Consider the following 21126-nt stretch of genomic DNA (forward strand, 5'->3'; position numbering starts at 1 on the left):
TTTTGCAATCCAATTCACTTCATTTTGTGTATTTGTTTAGCTTAACTTGTCATTACGATAAGGCTTATTGCGATGTTACTGCTGAACTGTCTTCCTCTCGAAAGCGCTGAATCAGATCATAGGTAATTACGGTATCAGAGACATGCAATCGCTTGACTGCTTCATCATGAGCGGGACGGCAAGCGTTGATATCTGTTTTGTCACGTGTGGACAGGTCATAACAAGCGCCGTTCTCGTAGATATAATCATCCGATGGAATATAGAATACAGAACCATCCGAGACTGCGCCATTACGCAGCACAACCGTACGTGCAGACCCGTCATATACGTCGTTACCCATATGATAATAGGACTGGTCAGGCACGCCGAGCAGATGCAGCACGGATGGCGTGATGTCCAGTTGTCCCGAAGGTTCGTCGATGGTTCCAACGGCTGCCCCATCCGGTAAATGCACCAGCAGGGGAACCTCGTTCATGATCTGTGCCATATCCAGGTCGTTCAACGAGCGTCCGAGAAACTGCTCGTATTGCGATTGTTCTTTGATTGAGTTGTCATGGTCCCCGTAAAACATAAAAATGGTATTTTCCCATAGTCCTCGACTTTTCAGATCCTCCACCATCTTGCCCAGTGCCGAATCCACGTAATGTACGGATTGCAGATAATCACCAAACATGGTTCCCTGAAACTCGCCTACATCCAGTTGTTGTTTCTCTTTCGGCAATGCATACGGATGGTGACTGCTGAGTGTAATGAGGAACGAATAGAACGGTTCGGTAACCTCACTGCTCATTTTCTCAACGGATTGACGGAAAAAGGATTCATCAGACAGGGACCAGCCAAGCGGGTCATCCTGTGCAAAATCATTTTTACTATAAAACTTGTCATACTTCATGTTCTGATACATCGTATACCGATTCCAGAAGCCGCTCTCATAAGCGTGAAATACGTTGGTACTATACCCGTTATCCTTCAGAATAGAAGGGAGGGAATCATACGTATGGTCTGCATATCGTACAAAGGCTGAACCGACCGGAAGTGGATGTAGGGAAATATTTGCCCCAAAATCGGCATCTGATGTTCTGCCCTGACCGGTCTGGTGGTAAAAGTGACTATAATACTGACTTTCTTTCATCAGTTCATTAAAATGGGGCGTGATCTCCTGTCCGCCAATGCTTTGGCCAATCATGAAGTTCATAAAAGCCTCACCCTGTACAATGATGACGTTGCTGTCTTTATATTTGCCGAACAAAGCATCATTTTGCGGAGCGTTTTGCTGCATTTCAGCGAAGAACGCCTTTGCCTGTTCAACATCAGCGGGTTCAGCCTCTGGCCCGGAACCGATGTGGTCTTTGGCATAGTTGTACAGATCATAACCGTGAAAAGCGAGAAGACCGGTCACATTGTACATGGATACATTCCACCAGTTGTTATCGAACAGGCCCTTGGCCCATGTTTTGCTGTAAAAATAAATCGGGCCAACGGCGAGTCCCAGTCCTAGCACAAGGGCAATGCTGCCAGCAGTGAGTCGGCGGCGCATCTGCCCTTTGCGATCGTTGAACGAATAACTTCCATAACCTTGAACCGATGCACTGGAGTGCTTTGAACGGTAATGTCTGCTGAACAGAACAATCGCTGCGAAAGGTATGACGACAAGCCAATCGGCAAAAAACCAGAAATCACTTGGGAAGATCAATGTAGCGATGCTGTCCCCCAATGCGTCAACCTGTCTGGCTTGCAACAATACCGGGATGGTCAAGAAATCCTGGAAATAGCGATAATACACCATATCGGCGTAGATTAGTGCGGTAAGCAGCAGGTTAAGCACGACCAGAGATACGATCATGCCTCTGCGAGGCAGCCACCAGGTCCAGAAGGACAGGAGGAGCAATGATCCAATGGCAATAACTTTATCCAGAAGTCCCATCGTAATGTTATAGGCGTGCAGATTGTGATGAAGCCACATGAGTTTGAGCAGCATAAACACAAGAAAAATAAGATATAACGTTAGTGGATGATTCAGAAGCCCGCGTGGCATGGAGCTGCGCGTAGGCCGAGTGACAACCATAATCTATGTCCCCTTTGTTTTTGTTGTTTTGTAATCGGAATGTAAAATAGGGCTCCATTCATTATAGCGTGACCTCATGGGTTTTCAACTACGCCTCTGGTAGAATCCATTCGTGGTCGATTAAAGGTGGATGAAGGAGAATTCATATGACTAGAAAAGCGCACAAAAAAGCGCCCCGGCCATGAGTGGCTAGAGCACTTTATAGTTGGAACAATTATGAAGATTGTGGTGTTTTATTTCTTGGAGGTAGTGGGCCCAAATACTGATAGTACTGGGTTTCAATGCGTCCGTTGAACAATTTGCGACGCTTGTCTGCCTTATGGCCGAAATATTCTTCAAAGGCTTTAGTTGACGTAATTGCAAAGAAGGACCATGTTGGCATGTCGAGATAACTGCGCCCTAAAGAGCGGAGTAACTTCTGAACTTCTTTTTCTTCACTTAAACGTTCACCATAAGGAGGGTTGGTGATGATAACACCATATTCGCCTTGTGGTCTTGCGCGATGAGCGGGCAGAACACTGACTTCAATGTCTTTGGCGAAACCTGCGCTTTTGATAGCAGCCTGAGCTACTTCAATCGCTTCCGGATCGATGTCACTACCTGAAATCTGTAACGGGACATCGTCTCGCACAGCATCGAATGCTTCTTCGCGCGCCTGTTCCCACAATTCTTCAGGAATGACAGCCCAGTCCTCAGAGTTGAAGGTCCGACGGAGTCCTGGTGCAATGTTCCAGCCAATCATGGCGGCTTCGATCAGCATTGTGCCTGATCCGCAGCATGGATCATAGAAGGGACGGGATACATTCCAGCGACTGAGCTGAATCAGAGCTGCTGCAAGTGTTTCTTTGAGTGGCGCTTCGGTGACGAGTTTACGATAACCCCGTTTGTGCAAGCCTGGTCCGGTCGTATCCAATGTAAGCAAGGCGCGATCGTTCAGCAAAATAACTTCAATCACATAGCGAGACCCATCTTCGGGGAACCACTCTGTATCATAGGTTAACTTCAGTTTCTCTACGATTGCTTTCTTCACGATCCCTTGTGATGCAGGCACACTGCTTAACTGGGATTTTTGAGAGCGACCTTCTACAGGGAATTCGCCGTCGGCTGGAATCCACTCTTCCCAAGGAAGTGCTTTGGTGCCTTCAAACAATTCGTCAAATGTCGTGGCAGGGAATTCACCCATTTTCACCAATACGCGGTCCGAACTTCTCAGCCACAGATTACAACGGCAAATATCAATATAATCTCCTGTGAAGAAAACCCGGCCGTTGTCGATCGTAACATCTTCATACCCCAGTTGCTTCAGTTCCCGGGCGACAACGGCCTCGAGTCCCATCGCCGAGGTTGCAATCAATTGCAATTGAGCCATGTGATTCATTTCAACTCCATTTCAAGCTGGAGAAGGATATCCTTCTCTCTGCTGTATAGTGACGGTGCGGCCTTGCCGCTTTCCGTGAAAAAACTTACAATGAGAAATGCGGTGAACGTATGCATTCCTCTTTCGAAGTGATGCACCAGTCAACCGCCTGTGTTGATAACAAACATTTATTATAGAACATTGGCATCCATATGGAAAGCAGTCCAAGTGTCCAAGGAGGATTTTAGTGGTGAATCTGACCCCTGATGAATATGTAAATCAATTATTTCAAGAGGATGACCTTTTGCTAAAAGTGAAAGAAGCTATCCGTTCGAACGGTATGCCCGAAGTTTCGGTGGCTGCTGCATATGGACGATTGCTCACGTTTCTAGCCAAGACATCCAAAGCAGAAGCTGCGCTCGAAATCGGTGTGCTGGGCGGTTACAGTGGGATCTGTATTGCACGCGGTTTGCGTGAGAATGGAACCCTGACTTCGCTGGAACTGAAAGAGGAATATGCGGCAATGGCGCGTGGACATCTGGAAGAAGGCGGCTTTGGCGAAAAGGTGGAGTACCGCATTGGACCGGCGGCAGGCAGCCTGGAGCAATTGGAACAGGAGGGTCGCACATTCGATTTCTTCTTTATTGACGCAGATAAGGAGAATTATCCGGTATATCTTGATTATGCCATTAAGCTGGCCCGGCCAGGTGCTGTTATTGTAGGCGATAATTGTTTCCTGCGTGGTCGTACGCTGAATCCGGACAAGCAGGGTCCAGCAGTGCTTGCTGTTCGTCGCTTCAATGAACAGATGGCAAGTGATCCGCGCCTGGTGACGACGATGTTACCGGATTACGATGGGCTGGTACTTGCCTGGGTGAAGTAAAAGTGGATATTTCCTAAAGATAAAACTCCGATGGAACACGATCTCGCGCTTTTATGTTGTGAGGGGGATCGTGATCGGAGTTTTTTAGCCGTTTTTAATATTGGCCGTGTATATTCTGCTCATTGCAATCCTGGTTTTCTTGATTTTTTTGAGCATACACAAAGAAGAGACGACACACCTTGAATCACAGGGAGTATCGTCTCTTTCTTTGCATTTACAGATATTGTTGTAGTAATTCTTTCTTATACTTCAGGTGTTCCGTACGTTTCGAACCATTTTTTGATGGTGTCAAAATCATCACTGAAGGACAAGCCCAGCATCAATAATACACGAGCTTGTTGTGGACTCAGGTTGTCGCCTGCAATAATGCCTTTGCCGCCGCCGTATACACTTCCCGAACCCGTCCGAGTGGTGGTCACGAAAATGACACCTTCTTCGATGGCTTTGGTACGCGCTTGTCCCATCGCTCTGGAGATGCCGCCAGCTCCGGTACCGGAAGTCACGATTCCTTTGGCGCCGCTATTCACGAAACCTTCGATCGCCCCGCCTCCAGCTTCTTGATACGAGATCGCAATTTCAACTTTGGCCAGATCTGCCTTTGTGATTTTACTTAGATCAAATACGGGCTTCGCTGTGCCTTCAGGTTTCAAGGCACGTGCAGGAGCGCGGTAGATTCGAATGTTTTCTTCATCAATATATCCTACAGCGCCGAGCATTGGGGTTTCAAACGTATCTGTCCGATAATCATTGGTCTTGGTTACACCACGAGCAAGCTGGATCGTGTCATTCAACATGAGTACAGTGCCGAATGAAGTGGTACGACCACTGCCTGCAAGCTTGATTGCGTTGTACAGATTGGCTTGAGCGTCAGAACCGATGACAGTCCATGGACGCATGGAGCCTGTGATCACGACCGGTTTGTCACTCTGAACCGTCATATCAAGGAAATAGGCGATTTCCTCCATGGTGTCTGTACCTGTAGTAACGACAACACTGTCATACATTGCAAGAGCTTTATCTACCGTCTGCGACAAGTCATAGAGGTCGGCCATACTATAGGAACCCGAACCTGAGTTTCCAAATTGGAGTGTGCTAACATCAGCAATCTTCTGTTTATCCGGTAAGGCGTCTACCATCTCTCCAATGGGAAGTGTACCTGCCTTATAATTCTGGAAGCTGGTGGCATCTTCGGATTGTCCGGCAATCGTTCCGCCCGTTCCGATTACCAGTACATTCGGAAGTGCAGATTGTTTGGAAGAGTCCGGTATTGCAGGGATGGATGTATTGCGAGCCGGCGTAGTGGTTGCTGTTTGAACAGCGCCTGTTGTGCCTTTCACCTCTACCGTAGCTGCGTGTGCAGCGTAGGTACCAATGGGTGACAACGAGATGGTTAGTGCTGTTAAAGCTGCGGTACTCCATACGGCCCAGGGACGAAGATTGGATGTTTTACTCATGAATAGCACTCTCCTTCAAGTTAGTGTGATGTTAAGTTTGTTAAGAAGAATATGTATACCATTTCAAATCGATTGTATTCCATGTTAAGTAATATGACAAACATAGATATAGGCAGAGTAATCGGTTACATTCATAGATAATGAGAGTAAAGTGATTGTTTATAAGCAATTATGAAATATTATTCATTTTGGTTGAGAGAGAAAATAGCCGATTTTGGTAGTTTTGAAGAAGTTAAACCCCTTTTTATGTTAATTAACATTACATAATGAGTCTTTTGTCCTGATAAAACTGAATATTGTGATAAAAGAATGTCGAATCGGGACGCATATCAGTAGTGGGTAACAGAAGGAGAGGGTGATAGCAGCACATATTAGGTAATGGGGCTCAATTACGGTCTAAAGATTGGTTTCGTTATAGAGTTATGTTTATAATAGGGATGATTAACATATGTAAATAAATATATAATATTGATTGGAGGAGAAACGATGAAACAGGCACCGAGAAAGTATGCGAATTACATTCCGATTCGGGAACTGGAGACTTTGGAAGAGAGGTTATCTCCCTTCAAGGTGTATGCAGAACTTCGTGATAACACTCCAGTCCGATATGATGAGCATCGAGAATGTTGGGATGTTTTCGGTTATGAAGATGTGAAGTACGTATTGAAAAACCCGAAACTGTTCTCTTCTGCTCGTGATCGTGCCAATACGAGCATGTTGACGACAGACCCTCCCAAACACAAACAGCTGCGTGATCTGGTGAACCAGGCGTTTACACCCAAGGCGATTGAAGCGTTGGCTCCGCGTATTCAGGAAATCACGAATGAGTTACTTGCTCCGCACCTGTCAGAAGGATACATGGAACTTATTGATGACCTTGCAACGCCATTACCCGTCATTGTGATTGCAGAATTAATCGGAGTCCCTGCGGCGGATCGTCAAAAGTTCAAAGATTGGTCTGATGTATTGGTGAAAGGTGCACGTGATGATAGTGAACAGGCCTTTCAGGAGTTACTGGAGGAGAAGAAAAGAAATATGCAGGAGCTGCATATCTATTTTACTGGCATTATGGAAGAGCGTCGGTTGCAGCCAGAGGATGATCTGATCTCGTTATTGCTTGCTGCGGAGATTGAGGGTCAGAAGTTGACTGCAGATGAGGTGGTGGGCTTCTGCATTCTCTTGCTTGCGGCCGGTAATGAAACAACCACCAACCTGATTACCAATGCGGTTCGTATATTGTCTGAACAACCCGAGCTACAACAGGAGTTGCGCGAACATCCTGAACGGATTATTTCTGCAATTGAAGAGACACTGCGATATTATCCGCCAATTGTTGCTATTGGGCGGGTCGCGAAGGAAACTGTAGAGTTGAATGGTCAGACGATTCAAGCTGGAGAGCAGGTGATTTCCTGGGTAGGAGCAGCCAATCGGGATGGTGCCCAATTCGAACAACCGGAAGATTTCATCTCTGATCGCAAGCCGAACAGACATATGGGATTTGGATTTGGCATTCATTTTTGTCTGGGTGCACCACTCGCTCGTTTGGAGGCAAGGGTCGTTCTTCATACATTGCTTCATCACATGGAGCACATCCAGCTTGTGCCAGGGACAGCTCTGCAACCGATACAAAGTGCTTTTGTGTTTGGGGTGAAGCATTATCCGATACAATTCAATCTAATAAATAAGAAAATAATGAAAAACACATGAATGAAAAAAAGCCGCTTTCAGGCCAACTAGGCGCTGGAAGCGGCTTTTTTTAGATGGAACGGTGATATGGACTCGTTAAGAGATGGATAGGGAATCAGGATTCCCGAACTGAAGCAGGTTTGTTGTACAATTTGAATCTTACCCAGACCATATTAAGTAGGAGCAGTCCGCCAGAGACGATAAACAGACCTTCGATCCCGATGAATCCTGCCATAAAACCTCCAATGATTGCTCCAAGCATGTTGCCTAACGCAAGGGTGCTCGTATTAAAACTGAATGCACGGCTAATCATGCTATCTGCTGTATAGGAACGGATCAAGGCATTGACGCTCGGAAGCAGGCCACCCATGAACACACCCATCATGAATCGGACAAGAATGAGCTGCCACACGGTCTGAACAAATGCCTGCGGAATAAGCATGAGTCCTGTTCCGATGAGGGAGAACGTCAGCACCTTGTGAGGACCTATCCGGTCACTCAGCTTCCCGAGAACAGGAGACATGGCCATATTGGATAGTCCCGTAACTGCACCGACAAGTCCCGCCCAGAAGGCCACATTTACATCCGAAGCATGCAATTTTTGCACATACAGCGGCAAGAGTGACATGGGGCTAATCATCGCAAACTGCAGCAGGAACGTCACAGCAAACAGTGCCGGAAGTTGAGGTGACTTGTTTAATTCCTTCAGACCGGACAATACGGATTGTGCCGGCAGTTTGGCTGCTTCTTGACGGTCGAATTTCTCTCTCACCAGGAACATGGCGAGCATGGAAGCAACAAAGATTAGTCCACCTGTAATGTAGAAAATAGGCCGGAAGCCTACTGCATCAGCCAGCAAGCCGCCAATGAGTGGACCCAGGATTGTACCGGCAACTTGCCCGGACTGACTGATTCCCATGGCGAAACCCATGCGGTCTTTCGGAGTGGTACCCGATATCAGCGCAACAGCTGCTGGGTTAAAACCGGAGATTGTACCGTTAAGCAAACGCAATAAGAGAAGCTGCCAGGGGTTCTGTGCCAGACCCATAAGGGCAATTACGATGGCCATCCCGAATCCCGAACGAAGCAGCATAACTTTACGACCATACTTGTCCGACAACTTGCCCCACAGCGGTTGAAACAAAAATGAGGTGAGGAAATTGGCTGCAAAAATAAATCCCGCCCAAATGCCAATTTCATGTTCGCCAACAACGCCAAGATCTCTCGCGAGATACAGGGACAAAAATGGGGTAATCATGGTCATGCCCGAATTGACCAAAAATTGTCCGAACCAAAGCACAATGAGGTTTACTTTCCATGTTTTCAAAGTGCTTTCACTTCCTTTCAAAGATATTTCTGTAATTCTCTAAAAAAATCGATTCTTTCATTATAACACAATTGGCATATGGGGGATGAGTGTAAGGAATGTCATAGTATTGTCACGTAGAACGCATCCGCATGTGGTTGTTACAGCTGTTTAAAAAGGGCATAATGGTAATTATGAGTCCAAAAACTATTGGAGGCTTCTTACATGAGCTATAATGATCGACTGATTCGGGCAAGTTTCAAACAACAGGTAGACCGCGTCCCGGTATGGTACATGCGTCAAGCCGGACGTTACGATCCTGAATATCGCAAAATTAAAGAAAAGTACTCCTTGTTAGAAATCTGCAAACAACCCGAGCTGGCGGCTGAAGTTACACTCATGCCGGTACGCAAACTGGGTGTAGATGCGGCTATTTTGTATTCCGATATTATGAATCCGGTTGCCTCATTGGGTATTGATTTTGACATTGTTAAAAATATTGGACCGGTAATCGATAATCCTATTCGTTCAGCTGCAGATGTGGATCGACTACGTCCCATCGACGTAGAAGGAGATCTCTCACATATTCTGGAGACCATTCGAATTCTGGATAAGGAGCTTGACGTGCCTCTTATTACGTTTGCGGGTGCACCTTTCACGATTGCGAGTTATCTGATCGAAGGCCGACCTTCGAAAGGTTATATCCGTACCAAAACGATGATGTACAGCGAGCCTGAGGTGTGGCACAAACTGATGCAGAAGCTTGGTGATATGGTTATTACATATGTCCGTGCGCATATTGCGAATGGCGGCAAGGCTTTCCAGTTGTTTGACAGTTGGGTTGGAGCACTTTCTCCCAAAGACTTCAGAACATATGTGTTGCCTACGATTACCCGTATCTTTACCGAATTATCGGATTTGAATGTACCGAAGATTTATTTCCCTGGTGTCGCCTCGGGCGAATTGTTGCCAGCGCTGCATGATCTGCAAGCCAATGTGATTGGATTGGACTGGAGAGTATCGATTTCGGAAGGGCGTAAACGACTTGGCGGCAAATTTGCCGTACAAGGCAATCTGGACCCTTATTTGCTGACTGCACCGATGGAATTGATTAAGGAACAAGCCAAATTGATTATCGACGAAGGGATCAAGGAGCCGGGGTATATTTTCAATCTGGGGCACGGACTATTTCCTGAAGCCTCCCTTGATAAGCTCAGAGAATTAACGGCTTATATTCATGAGTATTCTGCCGAAGCATTAAAGACAGGGGTGACGATTGCTAATGACTAATACTGTAGGTGTACTGGTGATGTCGTATGGCACACCAGAAAATATGGAAAGTGTTGAAGCGTATTACACACATATCCGCAGAGGACGTCCGCCTGAACCGGAGCAACTGAAGGAACTGACGGATCGATATGAAGCCATTGTTGGCGGTGTATTCCCGCTTCGGGAGAACACGGACAATCAGGTCAAGGCTCTTCAGGAGACTTTAAACCGCGATGAGCGTGGCGCTGATGTGGAATTCCGTTGTTATCAAGGACTGAAGCATGCCTATCCGTTTATTGAGGACGGCGTGGAACAGATGGCGAAGGATGGAATTCAGACTGCAATTGGTATTGTACTGGCTCCTCATTTCTCCACAATGAGTGTGGGCAGTTATATCAAACGTGCGCGTGAAAAGGCAGAAGAACTGGGCATCCATATGTCCTTTATTGAGAGTTATCATCTGCATCCGAAATTAATTCAGGCGCTGTCCACGCGTGTCAGTGCCAAGTTGGATGCGTTTGAGGAAGCTGGAGCAAAACGTGGGGACGTGAAGGTTTTGTTCAGTGCTCACAGCCTGCCGGCACGTATTGTGGAGATGGGTGATCCGTACCCGCAACAACTGCTGGAGACTTCGGAAGTGATTGCCTCACGTGTAGGAATAACCAATTGGCAATTTACGTGGCAAAGTGCCGGACGAACAGCTGAGCCTTGGCTCGGACCGGACATTCTGGATACGTTACAGGAACTTTCGCGTGAACAGGTAGAGGATGTACTTGTGGCACCAATCGGGTTTGTCTCGGATCATCTCGAAGTACTCTATGATCTCGATATTGAGGCCAAATCGATTGCCAAAGAGATCGATATGCGCCTGATGCGTATTGATTCTCTTAATAGCGATCCTCTATACATGGAGACGTTAAGCGACGTTATTATAAGCCAATGGCAGCAAGGGTCGGATGAGTAATGGGTGATAAGAAACGCCGTGTTGTTGTCGTCGGCGGTGGCCTCACCGGCCTCAGCGCGGCATTTTATATCCGCAAGCATTACCGGGAAGCGGGCGTTGAACCTGTGATTACTCTGGTCGAGAAAAGCTCGTCCATGGGGGGCATGATTGAGACACTGCACCGGGATGGATTTGTGATTGAAAAAGGGCCGGATTCCTTCCTCGCTCGCAAAACAGCAATGATTGATTTGGCTAAAGAATTGGAGATTGATCATGAGCTGGTCAGTCAGAATCCGGAGTCGAAGAAAACGTATATCATGCAGCGTGGCAAGCTTCATCCTATGCCAGCAGGACTCGTTCTCGGTATTCCTACAGAATTAAGACCGTTCCTGAGAAGCGGGCTTGTCTCTCCGGCAGGCAAACTGCGGGCGTTGATGGATTTTGTCATCCCGCCTCGTCGTACAACAGAGGATGAATCGCTCGGTTATATGATTGAACGCCGTCTTGGAGCTGAAGTGCTGGAGAACTTGACCGAACCACTGCTCGCGGGAATCTATGCAGGTGATATGCGGAGATTAAGCCTTCAGGCTACATTCCCGCAGTTCGGCGAAGTAGAGCGGGATTACGGCAGCTTGATCCGGGGCATGATGACAGGTCGCAAACCGGCTGAGACGCATACCGGAACCAAAAGGAGCGCTTTTCTGAACTTTCGTCAGGGACTGCAGAGCCTTGTTCATGCACTTGTCCATGAGTTGCAGGATGTGGATCAACGTCTGAACACCGCGGTGAAGTCATTGCAACGTCTTGATGGAACGCAGACCAGATACCATGTTGAGCTGGAAAATGGTGAAATGCTTGAAGCTGATGATGTAGTGGTTACTGTGCCGACATATGTCGCGTCAGATCTGTTGAAGCCTCACGTGGACACAGCGGCACTGGATGCGATTAATTATGTATCTGTGGCCAATGTAGTGCTCGCTTTTGAGAAAAAAGAGGTGGAGCATGTATTCGACGGATCGGGTTTCCTTGTTCCGCGGAAAGAGGGTCGCAATATTACGGCTTGCACGTGGACATCGACGAAATGGCTGCATACCAGCCCGGACGATAAAGTACTGCTCCGCTGTTATGTCGGTCGCTCGGGTGACGAACAGAACGTAGAGCTTCCAGACGAAGCGTTGACGGATCTGGTTCTCAAAGATTTGAGAGAGACGATGGGTATCGAAGCGGTGCCGATCTTCTCCGAAATTACAAGGCTTCGAAAATCCATGCCTCAGTATCCGGTGGGACACCTCCAACATATTGCCTCCCTGCGTGAGGAACTTGGTAGCAAGTTACCGGGTGTGTACATTGCAGGTGCAGGTTATGAGGGCGTAGGCTTGCCGGATTGCATCAAACAAGCGAAGGAAATGTCTATTTTGGCAACACAGGCGCTTGTAGCAGATTAAGTACAGCAAGAGAGCTGTCTCACCGTAGGATTATCTACTGGAGAGATGGCTTTTTTCATATGAAGATCTGGAAGCTAAGCGAGTTTATCCCCTTTCAATCGATGCAGTTCCAAGGAAAGATGGAAATCCAGAATATGCCTGATATAATGGTATGTATGGCTGTGAAGAAGAGGAGTTGCTTATGTATCCCCCAAGATCAGATCGAAGTGTAGAGAGAAAAAAAAGAAAGCGCACCCGTGATAGAATCATCTGGACAATTAATCTTTTATTGATCATGACAATTGGTCTGGTGGGCATTTTTTATGTGATTAACACACGTCAGCAACAGGCAGACCAGCCGGTGAAGCAGCAAATTGTTGATCAGGATCAGCCTTCCATTGGAGACGATGCCAAAGGTGGGGATCAAGTAAGTTCTCCAGACTCGGAGGAGACTGATGAGGCTCCGGAAGAAGACGCCGAAGCAACGAATGAAGAAACAACAGCAGATGCAGGTGATTCATCCGGCGTAGCGAAACCTGATACTTCAGGCAATACCAATAATGGGAAAGCCGAATCCGGAACGAAAAAACCTGCTACAGATTCGACGCCGTCCGGCACCAAGGGAAATGCAGGTGCGGATACCGAGTCAGGGACATCGCAACCTTCCAATTCAGCGAAGGATGTCACCATTAATTTTGTCGGGGATATTCAATTTTCGGGCAAAGTTGCTGAACTGCTGGATAAGAACGGTTATGATTATCCCTTTGCTAAACTCGGCAGATTATTCAAGGATGATGATCTTACCATCGGCAACTTGGAGACACCGATAACCCTGGGAGGTACGGGGGCAGCAGACAAAACATATGTATACAAATCTTCGCCCAAAGCATTGGCGGCAATGGCCTCTGCGGGTTTTGATGCTGTCAATTTGGCTAACAATCATATTCTGGATCAGGGTGTTGAGGGTTTGGTAGATACGTTAACCTATCTCAAGGAATATGGTATTGCTCACACCGGGGCTGGCATGAACAGGGATGAAGCGTATGCACCAGCGTATCTGGAACGCAAAGGTATGAAGATTGCATTGCTTGGGTTCTCCCGTGTTGTACCGGAAACGAGTTGGAAGGCTGAGGGCAATCGGGCTGGCGTGGCTGAAGCCTATGATTCCACAGGAGCGGTCAAAGCGATCCAGGAGGCCCGTAAGAAGGCTGATCTGGTAATCGTGGTTGCGCACTGGGGCGAGGAACGTGTAAGTACTCCGAACAGTGACCAGACCCGATTGGCTCATGAGTTTGTGGATGCTGGCGCAGATCTGGTCATAGGTGGTCATCCTCATGTGTTGCAAGGGTTGGAGTATTATAAGGGGAAATGGATTGCATACAGTACCGGAAATTTTATTTTCTCCAGATCAACCACCGAAGAGACATGGAAAACAGCGGTATTTCAGGCACGTTGTACTCCTGATGCAGCTTGCAGCATGAAAGTCATCCCTTATGAAGCGGCGCTTGGTCAGGCCATTCCAATGATTGATGAGGCAAACAAACTGCTGCTGCAACAGATGGCAAAGCTCTCGCCAGGCATTCGATATGATGGCAATGGAGTCGCTTCGCCTAATTAATAACCTTTTTGAGGAGGGAATCGAATGAACAACCTTTGTGTAGCGCACCGTGGATTTTCTTCTATTGCACCAGAGAATACAATGGCTGCGTTTCTAATGGCCATGGAACGGCCTGAAGTTCAGTGGATGGAGCTGGATGTGCAGTTGTCGCGTGATGGTGTGCCAGTGATCATTCATGATTTTACAGTGGATCGTACGACGAATGGCAAGGGTCTGGTTCGGGAAACCGATTGGGCTGATCTGCAACGTTTGGATGCTGGAGCATGGAAAAACAAGTCTTACAAGGGCGAACGGATTCCGGCGCTAAGTGAATTGTTAGATCGCTCGTGCGGCAGAGTACGTCTTAACATTGAACTGAAAACGCAGGGAGACATGTACCCGGGTCTGCCTGCGGCTGTTATACATGAAGTGAGAAAAAGACATATGCAAAATGATGTGGTGATCACCTCATTTGAACCAGCCGCTCTGATCGAAGTGAAGAAACTTGCACCGGAGATCCAGACGGGGCTGATTATCGATGCACGACCAGGTGATCTGTTAACTGCCCTGCAGCAGATGAATTGTACATTTCTCTCCATTGGATACACCAATGTAGACAAATCCTTAATGAACGAGATGCGGAGTGCAGGTATTCGGGTGATGGCCTGGACAGTAGATGACAAGACCATTATGAAGAAACTGGCCGCAGTTGATCCAGAGCTCATGTTATGTACGAACCGTCCTGACGTATGGGAGCTGGCATTTCAGGAGACGAGCAGCCGATTCTTCAGACCGTAATTACTCTAAATGCACTATTGAATCCAATAAAGGTGGTAATATACCCATGTTGACTAATATTCGCAATGTATACTGTGTAGGACGCAATTATAAACTTCACGCGGAAGAATTGGGTAACGCGGTTCCGGATGAACCAATGATCTTTATGAAACCTTCTCATGCAGTCGTGCCCCTGAGTGGTGAAACGCTTGAATTGCCTGCTACCAAGGGTGAAGTTCACTATGAAGCTGAGCTGGTCGTGCAGATCGGCCGGGCTTATGAGCTAGGTATGACGGTAGATGAGCTGGTGGATGCGTATGCGTTTGGTATTGATTTTACGTTACGTGACGTACAGTCCGTGATTAAGAAAAAGGGCCACCCGTGGACAGCGGCCAAAGGATTCAAAAATTCGGCTCCGGTTTCTGCATTTCAGGCGTTCCCGGGGGCGGCAGCACTGCTGGAGAAAGACTTTACGTTGACTAAAAACGGTGAGGAAGTTCAGCGTGGTAACATTCGTAACATGATCTTCAGTTTACAGGATATTGTGGATTATGTAGGTCACCATTACGGCCTGGGGCAGGGAGATGTCATTTTTACAGGAACACCGGAAGGTGTTGGACCAACACAAGCAGGAGATGTGCTCGAACTGGCATGGGACGGCGAATCCTTGGGTGCATGCACGATTGGGGCAGCGCAATAAGGATTACACAGTACAGATCATACCTGCTTGAGAAGTAGAGATGTTATAGGGTACAAGAAAGGGGCGTGCATACGCTCCTTTTTGTTATGTTATTCATGGCATTTTCACATTTTCATCGTACAGGTAGGTTTTTAATTACGTCAGATTATAAGCTGTATTTGCGCTCTGCGTGACCAATGCCTCCAGTTCGGCTTGTTGTGCAGCGTGTTGCTTCGAGCTGATACTTCCACTTGCGAGTCGCTCATCCAACTGCTCTCTGAGCTGTCTTACTTGTATAGCAATCACCTCATCCCAATTCCCCCTGTTTTCTTCCGTAATCGTTCTCAGCGACTTACCGTTGTAGAGCTTCTGATACAGATCCTCTTCTGAAGACTGATTAAGAGCGCTGAGCAGTTCGTCACTGCTTCCCTCACCAGGATCCAGATCAACGATGGACCATTTGGCAGTAGGTATGGGGGAGATGGCAGATTGGCCCCATGCTGTTCCGGCGAAGGACATGGTGACAAACATGGTGCCTATAATAATGACTCGTTTCATGTTCATATGCATATTCCTCATTTCTGTAGTAGAGTACGAACGAACTGATTCGTAGCTTGTCATAGATGTATTGGTTGATACATCGATCTGTGAATAGTGTAAACGGGAAACCTGAAGTGAAACTTAAAACGGAATAAGTAATTTAACCCGCAGAGAATGACCTTAAAAGAAGCTCACTCACATAATTCACACTTGACAGGTTGGGTTAGTTGGTTATATGATGATCTCAATTATTTTAATACTCATTAAATGAACAGTGAAATAATTTGAACTGAAAATAAATCGAGCTGATTGGACCACCAAAGGCTCCCGGGACTACTCCACTATGGAATGTCCACGGGGGCCTTTTTTCGTGTGCTATTGAGGTTTCAGATGATCAAGGAGGTTACGCATTGAGTGATAGAGACTGGGAAGCGTTGGAGCGGACGGATTGGTTATTTCGCAAAATGGTCAGACGATTCGTCAAGGAGCGGGATCGTATCTCTGTAGAGGGCATCAGCCTGCCGGGCATGCTTATCCTGCACAAGATCATTCGTGAGGGAGAACAGCGTCTTGGAGATCTGGCAGAACAGTTGGACTTCACATCGGGTGCCATTACAGCTCTGACCGATAAGTTGGAGAAAAAGGGACTCACCATCCGCAGACGAAAGGAAGACGATCGCCGGACGGTTTTACTGGACATCACATCCAGCGGGCGGGAGATGTATGCGAGAAACAGCAACATCGGTGCCCGATGTATCACGCTTCTGTTTGAGGGTTTTACGGCGGAGGAACTGGAGCAGCAAAGTCAATTCTACGAGCGGGTAGTAGCGAATCTGGAAGGGTTCTCGGACACAGTGCTGGAATTGGCGGAGAGCAACGGGATACATGAACATGATAGCTCCTCCACAAGTAACTTTGAGCAGAAGCAGCGGAACAATACCGGGAAGAGTAACTATCTCAGTTATTGAGGTTGGATCACAGTAATGACATTTGATATACCACAAACATTCTAGGGGAGAGATGATCAATGGGACACTCAACAATATATCCAACTGGAGCGACGTTATACAAACCGGACAAGGCTTGGGGCGGTTATACCGTCTATCAGGCAGGTGAAGAAGGCGTAGTATTGATTGATATGAATGGCAAGGAGGTTCATCTGTGGAAAGGGTTGTTAGGATTCCCGGCCAAAATATTGCCTGGAGGTTACGTGCTGGGCAGCACAGGTCGTAGAGATCCGAAGTTCGGCATTCAGGATAATGTTGATCTGGTTCAGGTAGATTGGGACGGTAACATTGTATGGAAATACAATAGCTACGAACATATTGAAGATCCGGGGTATGAGCCACTATGGTATGCCCGCCAGCATCATGATTATCAGCGTGAGGGTAATCCGGTAGGGTACTATGCACCTGGGCTTGCACCGAAGACGAAGAGTGGCAACACACTTATCCTGGCTCACAAAAATGTGAGTAACCCGCAAATTTCAGATAAGCCATTGCTTGATGACGCCATTATTGAAGTGGATTGGGAGGGGAAGGTACTTTGGGAATGGCTGCCTAACGAGCACTTTGAAGAATTAGGTTTTGATGAAGCTGCTCGAAATGTTCTGTTCCGTGATCCGAATACACGTTCTTTTGGTCATTTGGGTGGTGGTGTGGGTGATTGGTTACATATTAATTCTGCTTCTTATGTTGGACCCAACCGCTTCTATGAAGACGGAGACGAACGGTTCCACCCTGACAATATTATCTGGGATGCCAGAGAGGCCAATATAATCGCAATTACAGACAGGCAGAGCGGAAAAATCGTATGGAGACTGGGCCCCGACTATACTTCAACTGAAGCGAAGCACATTGGCACAATTATCGGGCAGCATCATGCACATATCATTCCTCAGGGCCTTCCTGGAGAAGGGAACTTGCTTGTATTCGACAATGGCGGCTGGGCAGGTTACGGCCTTCCGAATCCGGCTTCCCCATTTGGATTAAAACATGCGATTCGGGATCACTCGCGTGTGTTGGAGATTAACCCGGTCACCCTGGAGATTGTCTGGCAGTATACATCGGCAGAAGCTGGATTTTCCGTCCCAACGGATTCCTATAAATTTTATAGTCCATACATCAGTTCCGCTCAGCGTTTGCCTAACGGTAACACCCTGATAACCGAAGGTTCCAATGGCAGGTTGTTCGAAGTGACAGCCGAGCATGAGCTGGTCTGGGAATATGTCTCCCCTTACACGGATCGGCGAAATACCAATATGGTCTATCGCTCGTATCGAGTTCCTTATCAGTGGGTTCCACAGTTGGAGAAGCCGCAGGAAGTTCCCATTGAAACCATTGATGTCTCCACCTATAGGGTGCCGGGAGCAGCACCCAAAGGTTCTGCATCCATCGTGAGTGTAGAGACAACTCTTCCGTTTGTGGAGGGAGCAGCCTGTGTGGCAACGTCGGATGAAGGCAAGACGGGCGATTAGGCGTCAAGATCATGACTAGATTGAATGGGGTGTATATTGTGAGAAAACCATGCATAATTACCGGCGTGTTAATAGCATTCCTGGCTACGGCACTCCTATTATCCGGATGCAGTTCAAGCGCAGCAGGGTCCGGAACCAAAGACGCTTCGGGTAAACATGCCGAGAATGTAAAAATTCGAATCGCAGATACCAGTACCAACCCAACGTTCAGGGTAGCCATTGCCAAAGGTTTCTTTGAAAAAAGGGGCATTGACGCAGAGAGTATTACGTTTGGCTCACCGGCTGAAGGTGTAAATGCACTATTTATCAAACAGGTGGATATTGCGTATGGGGCAGATTTTCCCGTATTGAATGCATTGGCTAAAGGAGAATATTCAGTCATCGCTTCGGCTGGTCAGGCTACGGATGAAGCGGCAGCCGCCTGGAAGCTGTATGCAAGGAAGGATATTCAGAGCGGAGCGGATTTGAAAGGCAAGAAAGTAAGTTTCATTCGAGGCACATTTATTCCGTATCTATGGGATGAATATCTGAAAGATCAGGGATTAGCGCTGGGTGATGTGACGCAAATTGGTCAGGGGGCTTTTGATGAGTCCTACATCGCACTGAAACAGGGAGACCTTGATGCCGCCTGGGTGATAGGCTCTGCGTTAACTGATAAATTCGATGCACTCGAAGGGGTCCATCAACTGACGGATATGTCCCAGACCTCTATACGCCTTGGTATGGGGCTGGTATCCAGTAATGAATTCATCCAGGCAAACCCCGAAAAGATAAGTGACTTTCTCGCGGCACTTGATGAGGCATCCGCGTATGCCCAAGCGCATCCTGAAGAAGTTGCGGATCTGATGTATCAAGAGACCAAACAGCCTAAAGATGCCACGTTGAAAGACCTTCCGATCAATCCATGGGAAGTTGGATTTACGCAGGCCGCTTATGACAGTTTGGCAGGTCAGAAGCAATATATGGTGGATACCGGAATCATTGAACAAGATTTTGATCTCGACACCAAACTTAATCTGACCTCTCTCCAGCAGGCTCTGCCGAAAAAAGTGACATATAGCAAATAATTCATTCAAATGGGAGGTGTTCGTGATGTCCTTACCTGCAACTCAGCATACCATTCATATCGAACAGCTTCGGAAAACGTATCATGCCCCGACTAATGGAGATGTGCATTATATCATCAAGGATGTCGATCTGGTTATCAAGGGAGGAGAGTTTTTCGTCCTGCTTGGTCCCAGTGGGTGTGGGAAGTCAACGTTGCTGAACATGATCGCGGGTTTTATCTCCAAGTCGGGTGGCCAGCTCAAAGTGGACAACAAGGAGATTGACAGACCGGGCAGGGATCGGGCGATGGTATTCCAGCAGGCGGATTCCTCTCTTTTTCCATGGCTAACCGTGAGAGAGAATGTGGAATTTGGGCTCCGAATGTCCAAGGTACCTAAGGCACAACGACGTGAGATCTCTGATCGATACATTCAGCTTGTTGGACTAAGTGCTCATGAGGGGAAATTTCCAAAAGAACTCTCGGGGGGCATGAAGCAGCGGGTTCAATTGGCCCGTGTACTTGCGAATGACTCGGCGATCTTGCTGATGGATGAGCCATTCGGTGCGCTGGACGCGATGACGCGGCGTACGATGCAGAAGGAACTGGTGAATATCTGGAAAGAAACTCATAAGACCGTTATCTTTGTCACCCACGATATTCAGGAGGCGTTATTGCTTGGTGAGCGCATAGGTATTATGTCTGTAGGTCCGTCTTCGAATATTACGGATATTTACCACAACACATTACCTTACCCGAGGAACATCGCCTCATCTGAGTTCAACACCCTGTATGACCAAATTCAAGGCCACTTTGAAGAATAACTGAGGTGATATGTGAGATGAAATGGTTGGAAAAAAAATCGGTGTCTATCCCGCTCCTGTGGGCAACAGTCATCCTGATCTGGCAGTTTGGTGCCCTCATCTATGGGCCTGACGTAATCCCTGGCCCTTGGGATACGATTCTGGGAGCGCGTGAACTGATTGCTGATGGTACGCTGATGCAGTATATCGGAATCAGCTTCACGCGTGTACTTGCAGGCTGGGTACTCGGAAGCATCATTGCTATTCCGGTAGGGCTGATTATTGGCAAAGTTCATCTCATCCGGCTGTTCGCGGAACCCTTCCTTAACTTTATACGCTTTATCCCGCCGATCGCCTTTATTACCTTATTCTTGGTGTGGTTCGGTATTGGTGAGCAATCCAAGATTGCACTCATCATGTACGCAACCTTCTTCATTGTTGTGCTAAACACCTTAACGGGTGTGCTCTCCGTTGAAGAAGACAAAATCCGGTCGGCACGCAGTATGGGAGCCAATGAACGGCAGATTCTGCTGCATGTGATTGTTCCGGCGACAACCCCGTATATTTTCACAGGTGTGCGCCTGGCAATGGGAACTTCCTATATGGCTATCATTGGTGCGGAGATGATTGCTGCAAATGAGGGAGTGGGTTACCTGATCTGGAATTCCAGACTCTTTTTCCGTACGGATTGGATCTTTGTCGGACTGATTTCCCTGGGTTTTATGGGATTCCTGACGGATCGATTGTTCAACTGGTTTGGTCGCAGGGTCCTCTACCGATATGGGGTCATTGGCGGAGCAAAACGAGTCTGAATGAGAACAT

At 47.4% G+C, this 21126-nt stretch carries 18 protein-coding genes; 13 read left to right on the forward strand and 5 right to left on the reverse strand.

The features are described 5' to 3' along the window. Positions 1-64 precede the first annotated feature (64 nt). The gene (locus MKX40_RS09800) at positions 65-2065 is read right to left on the reverse strand and encodes an LTA synthase family protein (RefSeq protein WP_339241118.1); all 2001 of its coding nucleotides are present in this window, start codon (positions 2063-2065) and stop codon (positions 65-67) included. Positions 2066-2279: 214 nt separating this feature from the next. Then, the gene (locus tag MKX40_RS09805; protein WP_310336624.1) at positions 2280-3434 is read right to left on the reverse strand and encodes a class I SAM-dependent RNA methyltransferase; all 1155 of its coding nucleotides are present in this window, start codon (positions 3432-3434) and stop codon (positions 2280-2282) included. Positions 3435-3672: 238 nt separating this feature from the next. Here MKX40_RS09805 and MKX40_RS09810 point away from each other — a divergent pair, with 238 nt between their 5' ends. Then, on the forward strand, positions 3673-4305 hold the full coding sequence (locus tag MKX40_RS09810; protein ID WP_339241119.1) for an O-methyltransferase: 633 nt from the start codon (positions 3673-3675) through the stop codon (positions 4303-4305). Positions 4306-4547: 242 nt separating this feature from the next. Here MKX40_RS09810 and MKX40_RS09815 read toward each other — a convergent pair whose 3' ends face one another. After that, positions 4548-5759, reverse strand: coding sequence for an asparaginase (locus MKX40_RS09815; RefSeq protein ID WP_339241122.1), 1212 nt, complete (start codon positions 5757-5759; stop codon positions 4548-4550). A 486-nt stretch (positions 5760-6245) separates the two neighbouring features. Here MKX40_RS09815 and MKX40_RS09820 point away from each other — a divergent pair, with 486 nt between their 5' ends. Beyond that, positions 6246-7466, forward strand: coding sequence for a cytochrome P450 (locus tag MKX40_RS09820; RefSeq protein WP_339241123.1), 1221 nt, complete (start codon positions 6246-6248; stop codon positions 7464-7466). A gap of 94 nt (positions 7467-7560) precedes the next feature. On the opposite strand, the gene MKX40_RS09825 is transcribed toward MKX40_RS09820, so the two are convergent. After that, on the reverse strand, positions 7561-8772 hold the full coding sequence (locus MKX40_RS09825) for an MFS transporter (protein WP_339241124.1): 1212 nt from the start codon (positions 8770-8772) through the stop codon (positions 7561-7563). 204 nt (positions 8773-8976) lie between these two features. On the opposite strand from MKX40_RS09825, the gene hemE reads away from it, so the two are divergent. The 6 genes from hemE to MKX40_RS09855 all read left to right on the forward strand — a co-directional run bounded on the left by hemE (position 8977) and on the right by MKX40_RS09855 (position 15461). Further along, the gene (gene hemE, locus MKX40_RS09830; protein ID WP_339241126.1) at positions 8977-10041 is read left to right on the forward strand and encodes a uroporphyrinogen decarboxylase; all 1065 of its coding nucleotides are present in this window, start codon (positions 8977-8979) and stop codon (positions 10039-10041) included. Then, a complete protein-coding gene (gene hemH, locus MKX40_RS09835; RefSeq protein WP_339241128.1) occupies positions 10034-10984 on the forward strand; it encodes a ferrochelatase in 951 nt (316 codons plus the stop codon). The genes hemE and hemH overlap by 8 nt, the downstream gene beginning before the upstream one ends. Continuing rightward, positions 10984-12408 carry a protoporphyrinogen oxidase gene (hemY, locus tag MKX40_RS09840; RefSeq protein WP_091017551.1) on the forward strand — a complete coding sequence of 475 codons (1425 nt, stop codon included), beginning with the start codon at positions 10984-10986 and terminating at the stop codon, positions 12406-12408. Before hemH ends, hemY begins: the two co-directional genes overlap by 1 nt. A 304-nt stretch (positions 12409-12712) precedes the next feature. Further along, positions 12713-14005 (forward strand): CapA family protein, encoded by a 1293-nt coding sequence (locus MKX40_RS09845; RefSeq protein ID WP_339241130.1) that lies wholly within the window; start codon positions 12713-12715, stop codon positions 14003-14005. A 24-nt stretch (positions 14006-14029) separates the two neighbouring features. Then, positions 14030-14782, forward strand: a complete 753-nt coding sequence (locus MKX40_RS09850) for a glycerophosphodiester phosphodiesterase family protein (protein WP_253433275.1) — start codon at positions 14030-14032, stop codon at positions 14780-14782. Between the two features lie 46 nt (positions 14783-14828). Continuing rightward, positions 14829-15461 carry a fumarylacetoacetate hydrolase family protein gene (locus MKX40_RS09855; protein ID WP_339241133.1) on the forward strand — a complete coding sequence of 211 codons (633 nt, stop codon included), beginning with the start codon at positions 14829-14831 and terminating at the stop codon, positions 15459-15461. 135 nt (positions 15462-15596) lie between these two features. Here MKX40_RS09855 and MKX40_RS09860 read toward each other — a convergent pair whose 3' ends face one another. Further along, positions 15597-16004, reverse strand: coding sequence for a hypothetical protein (locus tag MKX40_RS09860; RefSeq protein WP_339241134.1), 408 nt, complete (start codon positions 16002-16004; stop codon positions 15597-15599). A 386-nt stretch (positions 16005-16390) separates the two neighbouring features. Here MKX40_RS09860 and MKX40_RS09865 point away from each other — a divergent pair, with 386 nt between their 5' ends. Genes MKX40_RS09865 through MKX40_RS09885 form a run of 5 tightly spaced genes read left to right on the forward strand, consistent with a single transcriptional unit; the run spans position 16391 to position 21116 of the window. After that, on the forward strand, positions 16391-16948 hold the full coding sequence (locus MKX40_RS09865) for a MarR family transcriptional regulator (protein WP_339241137.1): 558 nt from the start codon (positions 16391-16393) through the stop codon (positions 16946-16948). 59 nt (positions 16949-17007) lie between these two features. Continuing rightward, the gene (locus MKX40_RS09870) at positions 17008-18456 is read left to right on the forward strand and encodes an aryl-sulfate sulfotransferase (RefSeq protein WP_339241139.1); all 1449 of its coding nucleotides are present in this window, start codon (positions 17008-17010) and stop codon (positions 18454-18456) included. Between the two features lie 11 nt (positions 18457-18467). Then, positions 18468-19523, forward strand: a complete 1056-nt coding sequence (locus MKX40_RS09875) for an ABC transporter substrate-binding protein (protein ID WP_339241141.1) — start codon at positions 18468-18470, stop codon at positions 19521-19523. Between the two features lie 25 nt (positions 19524-19548). Beyond that, positions 19549-20325 (forward strand): ABC transporter ATP-binding protein, encoded by a 777-nt coding sequence (locus tag MKX40_RS09880; protein ID WP_339241144.1) that lies wholly within the window; start codon positions 19549-19551, stop codon positions 20323-20325. A gap of 17 nt (positions 20326-20342) precedes the next feature. Beyond that, a complete protein-coding gene (locus tag MKX40_RS09885) occupies positions 20343-21116 on the forward strand; it encodes an ABC transporter permease (protein ID WP_339241147.1) in 774 nt (257 codons plus the stop codon). The last annotated feature ends 10 nt before the right edge of the window (positions 21117-21126 follow it).

The sequence above is a fragment of the Paenibacillus sp. FSL R5-0517 genome, from assembly GCF_037974355.1.
In the GTDB taxonomy this organism is placed as follows: Bacteria; Bacillota; Bacilli; order Paenibacillales; family Paenibacillaceae; genus Paenibacillus.

Coding starts and splice junctions, on each gene's coding strand:
- MKX40_RS09800 (WP_339241118.1), bottom strand. CDS start 2,065: ATGGTTGTCACTCGGCCTACGCGCAGCTCCATGCCACGCGGGCTTCTG.
- MKX40_RS09805 (WP_310336624.1), bottom strand. CDS start 3,434: ATGGCTCAATTGCAATTGATTGCAACCTCGGCGATGGGACTCGAGGCC.
- MKX40_RS09815 (WP_339241122.1), bottom strand. CDS start 5,759: ATGAGTAAAACATCCAATCTTCGTCCCTGGGCCGTATGGAGTACCGCA.
- MKX40_RS09820 (WP_339241123.1), top strand. CDS start 6,246: ATGAAACAGGCACCGAGAAAGTATGCGAATTACATTCCGATTCGGGAA.
- hemE (WP_339241126.1), top strand. CDS start 8,977: ATGAGCTATAATGATCGACTGATTCGGGCAAGTTTCAAACAACAGGTA.
- hemH (WP_339241128.1), top strand. CDS start 10,034: ATGACTAATACTGTAGGTGTACTGGTGATGTCGTATGGCACACCAGAA.
- hemY (WP_091017551.1), top strand. CDS start 10,984: ATGGGTGATAAGAAACGCCGTGTTGTTGTCGTCGGCGGTGGCCTCACC.
- MKX40_RS09850 (WP_253433275.1), top strand. CDS start 14,030: ATGAACAACCTTTGTGTAGCGCACCGTGGATTTTCTTCTATTGCACCA.
- MKX40_RS09855 (WP_339241133.1), top strand. CDS start 14,829: ATGTTGACTAATATTCGCAATGTATACTGTGTAGGACGCAATTATAAA.
- MKX40_RS09860 (WP_339241134.1), bottom strand. CDS start 16,004: ATGAACATGAAACGAGTCATTATTATAGGCACCATGTTTGTCACCATG.
- MKX40_RS09870 (WP_339241139.1), top strand. CDS start 17,008: ATGGGACACTCAACAATATATCCAACTGGAGCGACGTTATACAAACCG.
- MKX40_RS09875 (WP_339241141.1), top strand. CDS start 18,468: ATGACTAGATTGAATGGGGTGTATATTGTGAGAAAACCATGCATAATT.
- MKX40_RS09880 (WP_339241144.1), top strand. CDS start 19,549: ATGTCCTTACCTGCAACTCAGCATACCATTCATATCGAACAGCTTCGG.
- MKX40_RS09885 (WP_339241147.1), top strand. CDS start 20,343: ATGAAATGGTTGGAAAAAAAATCGGTGTCTATCCCGCTCCTGTGGGCA.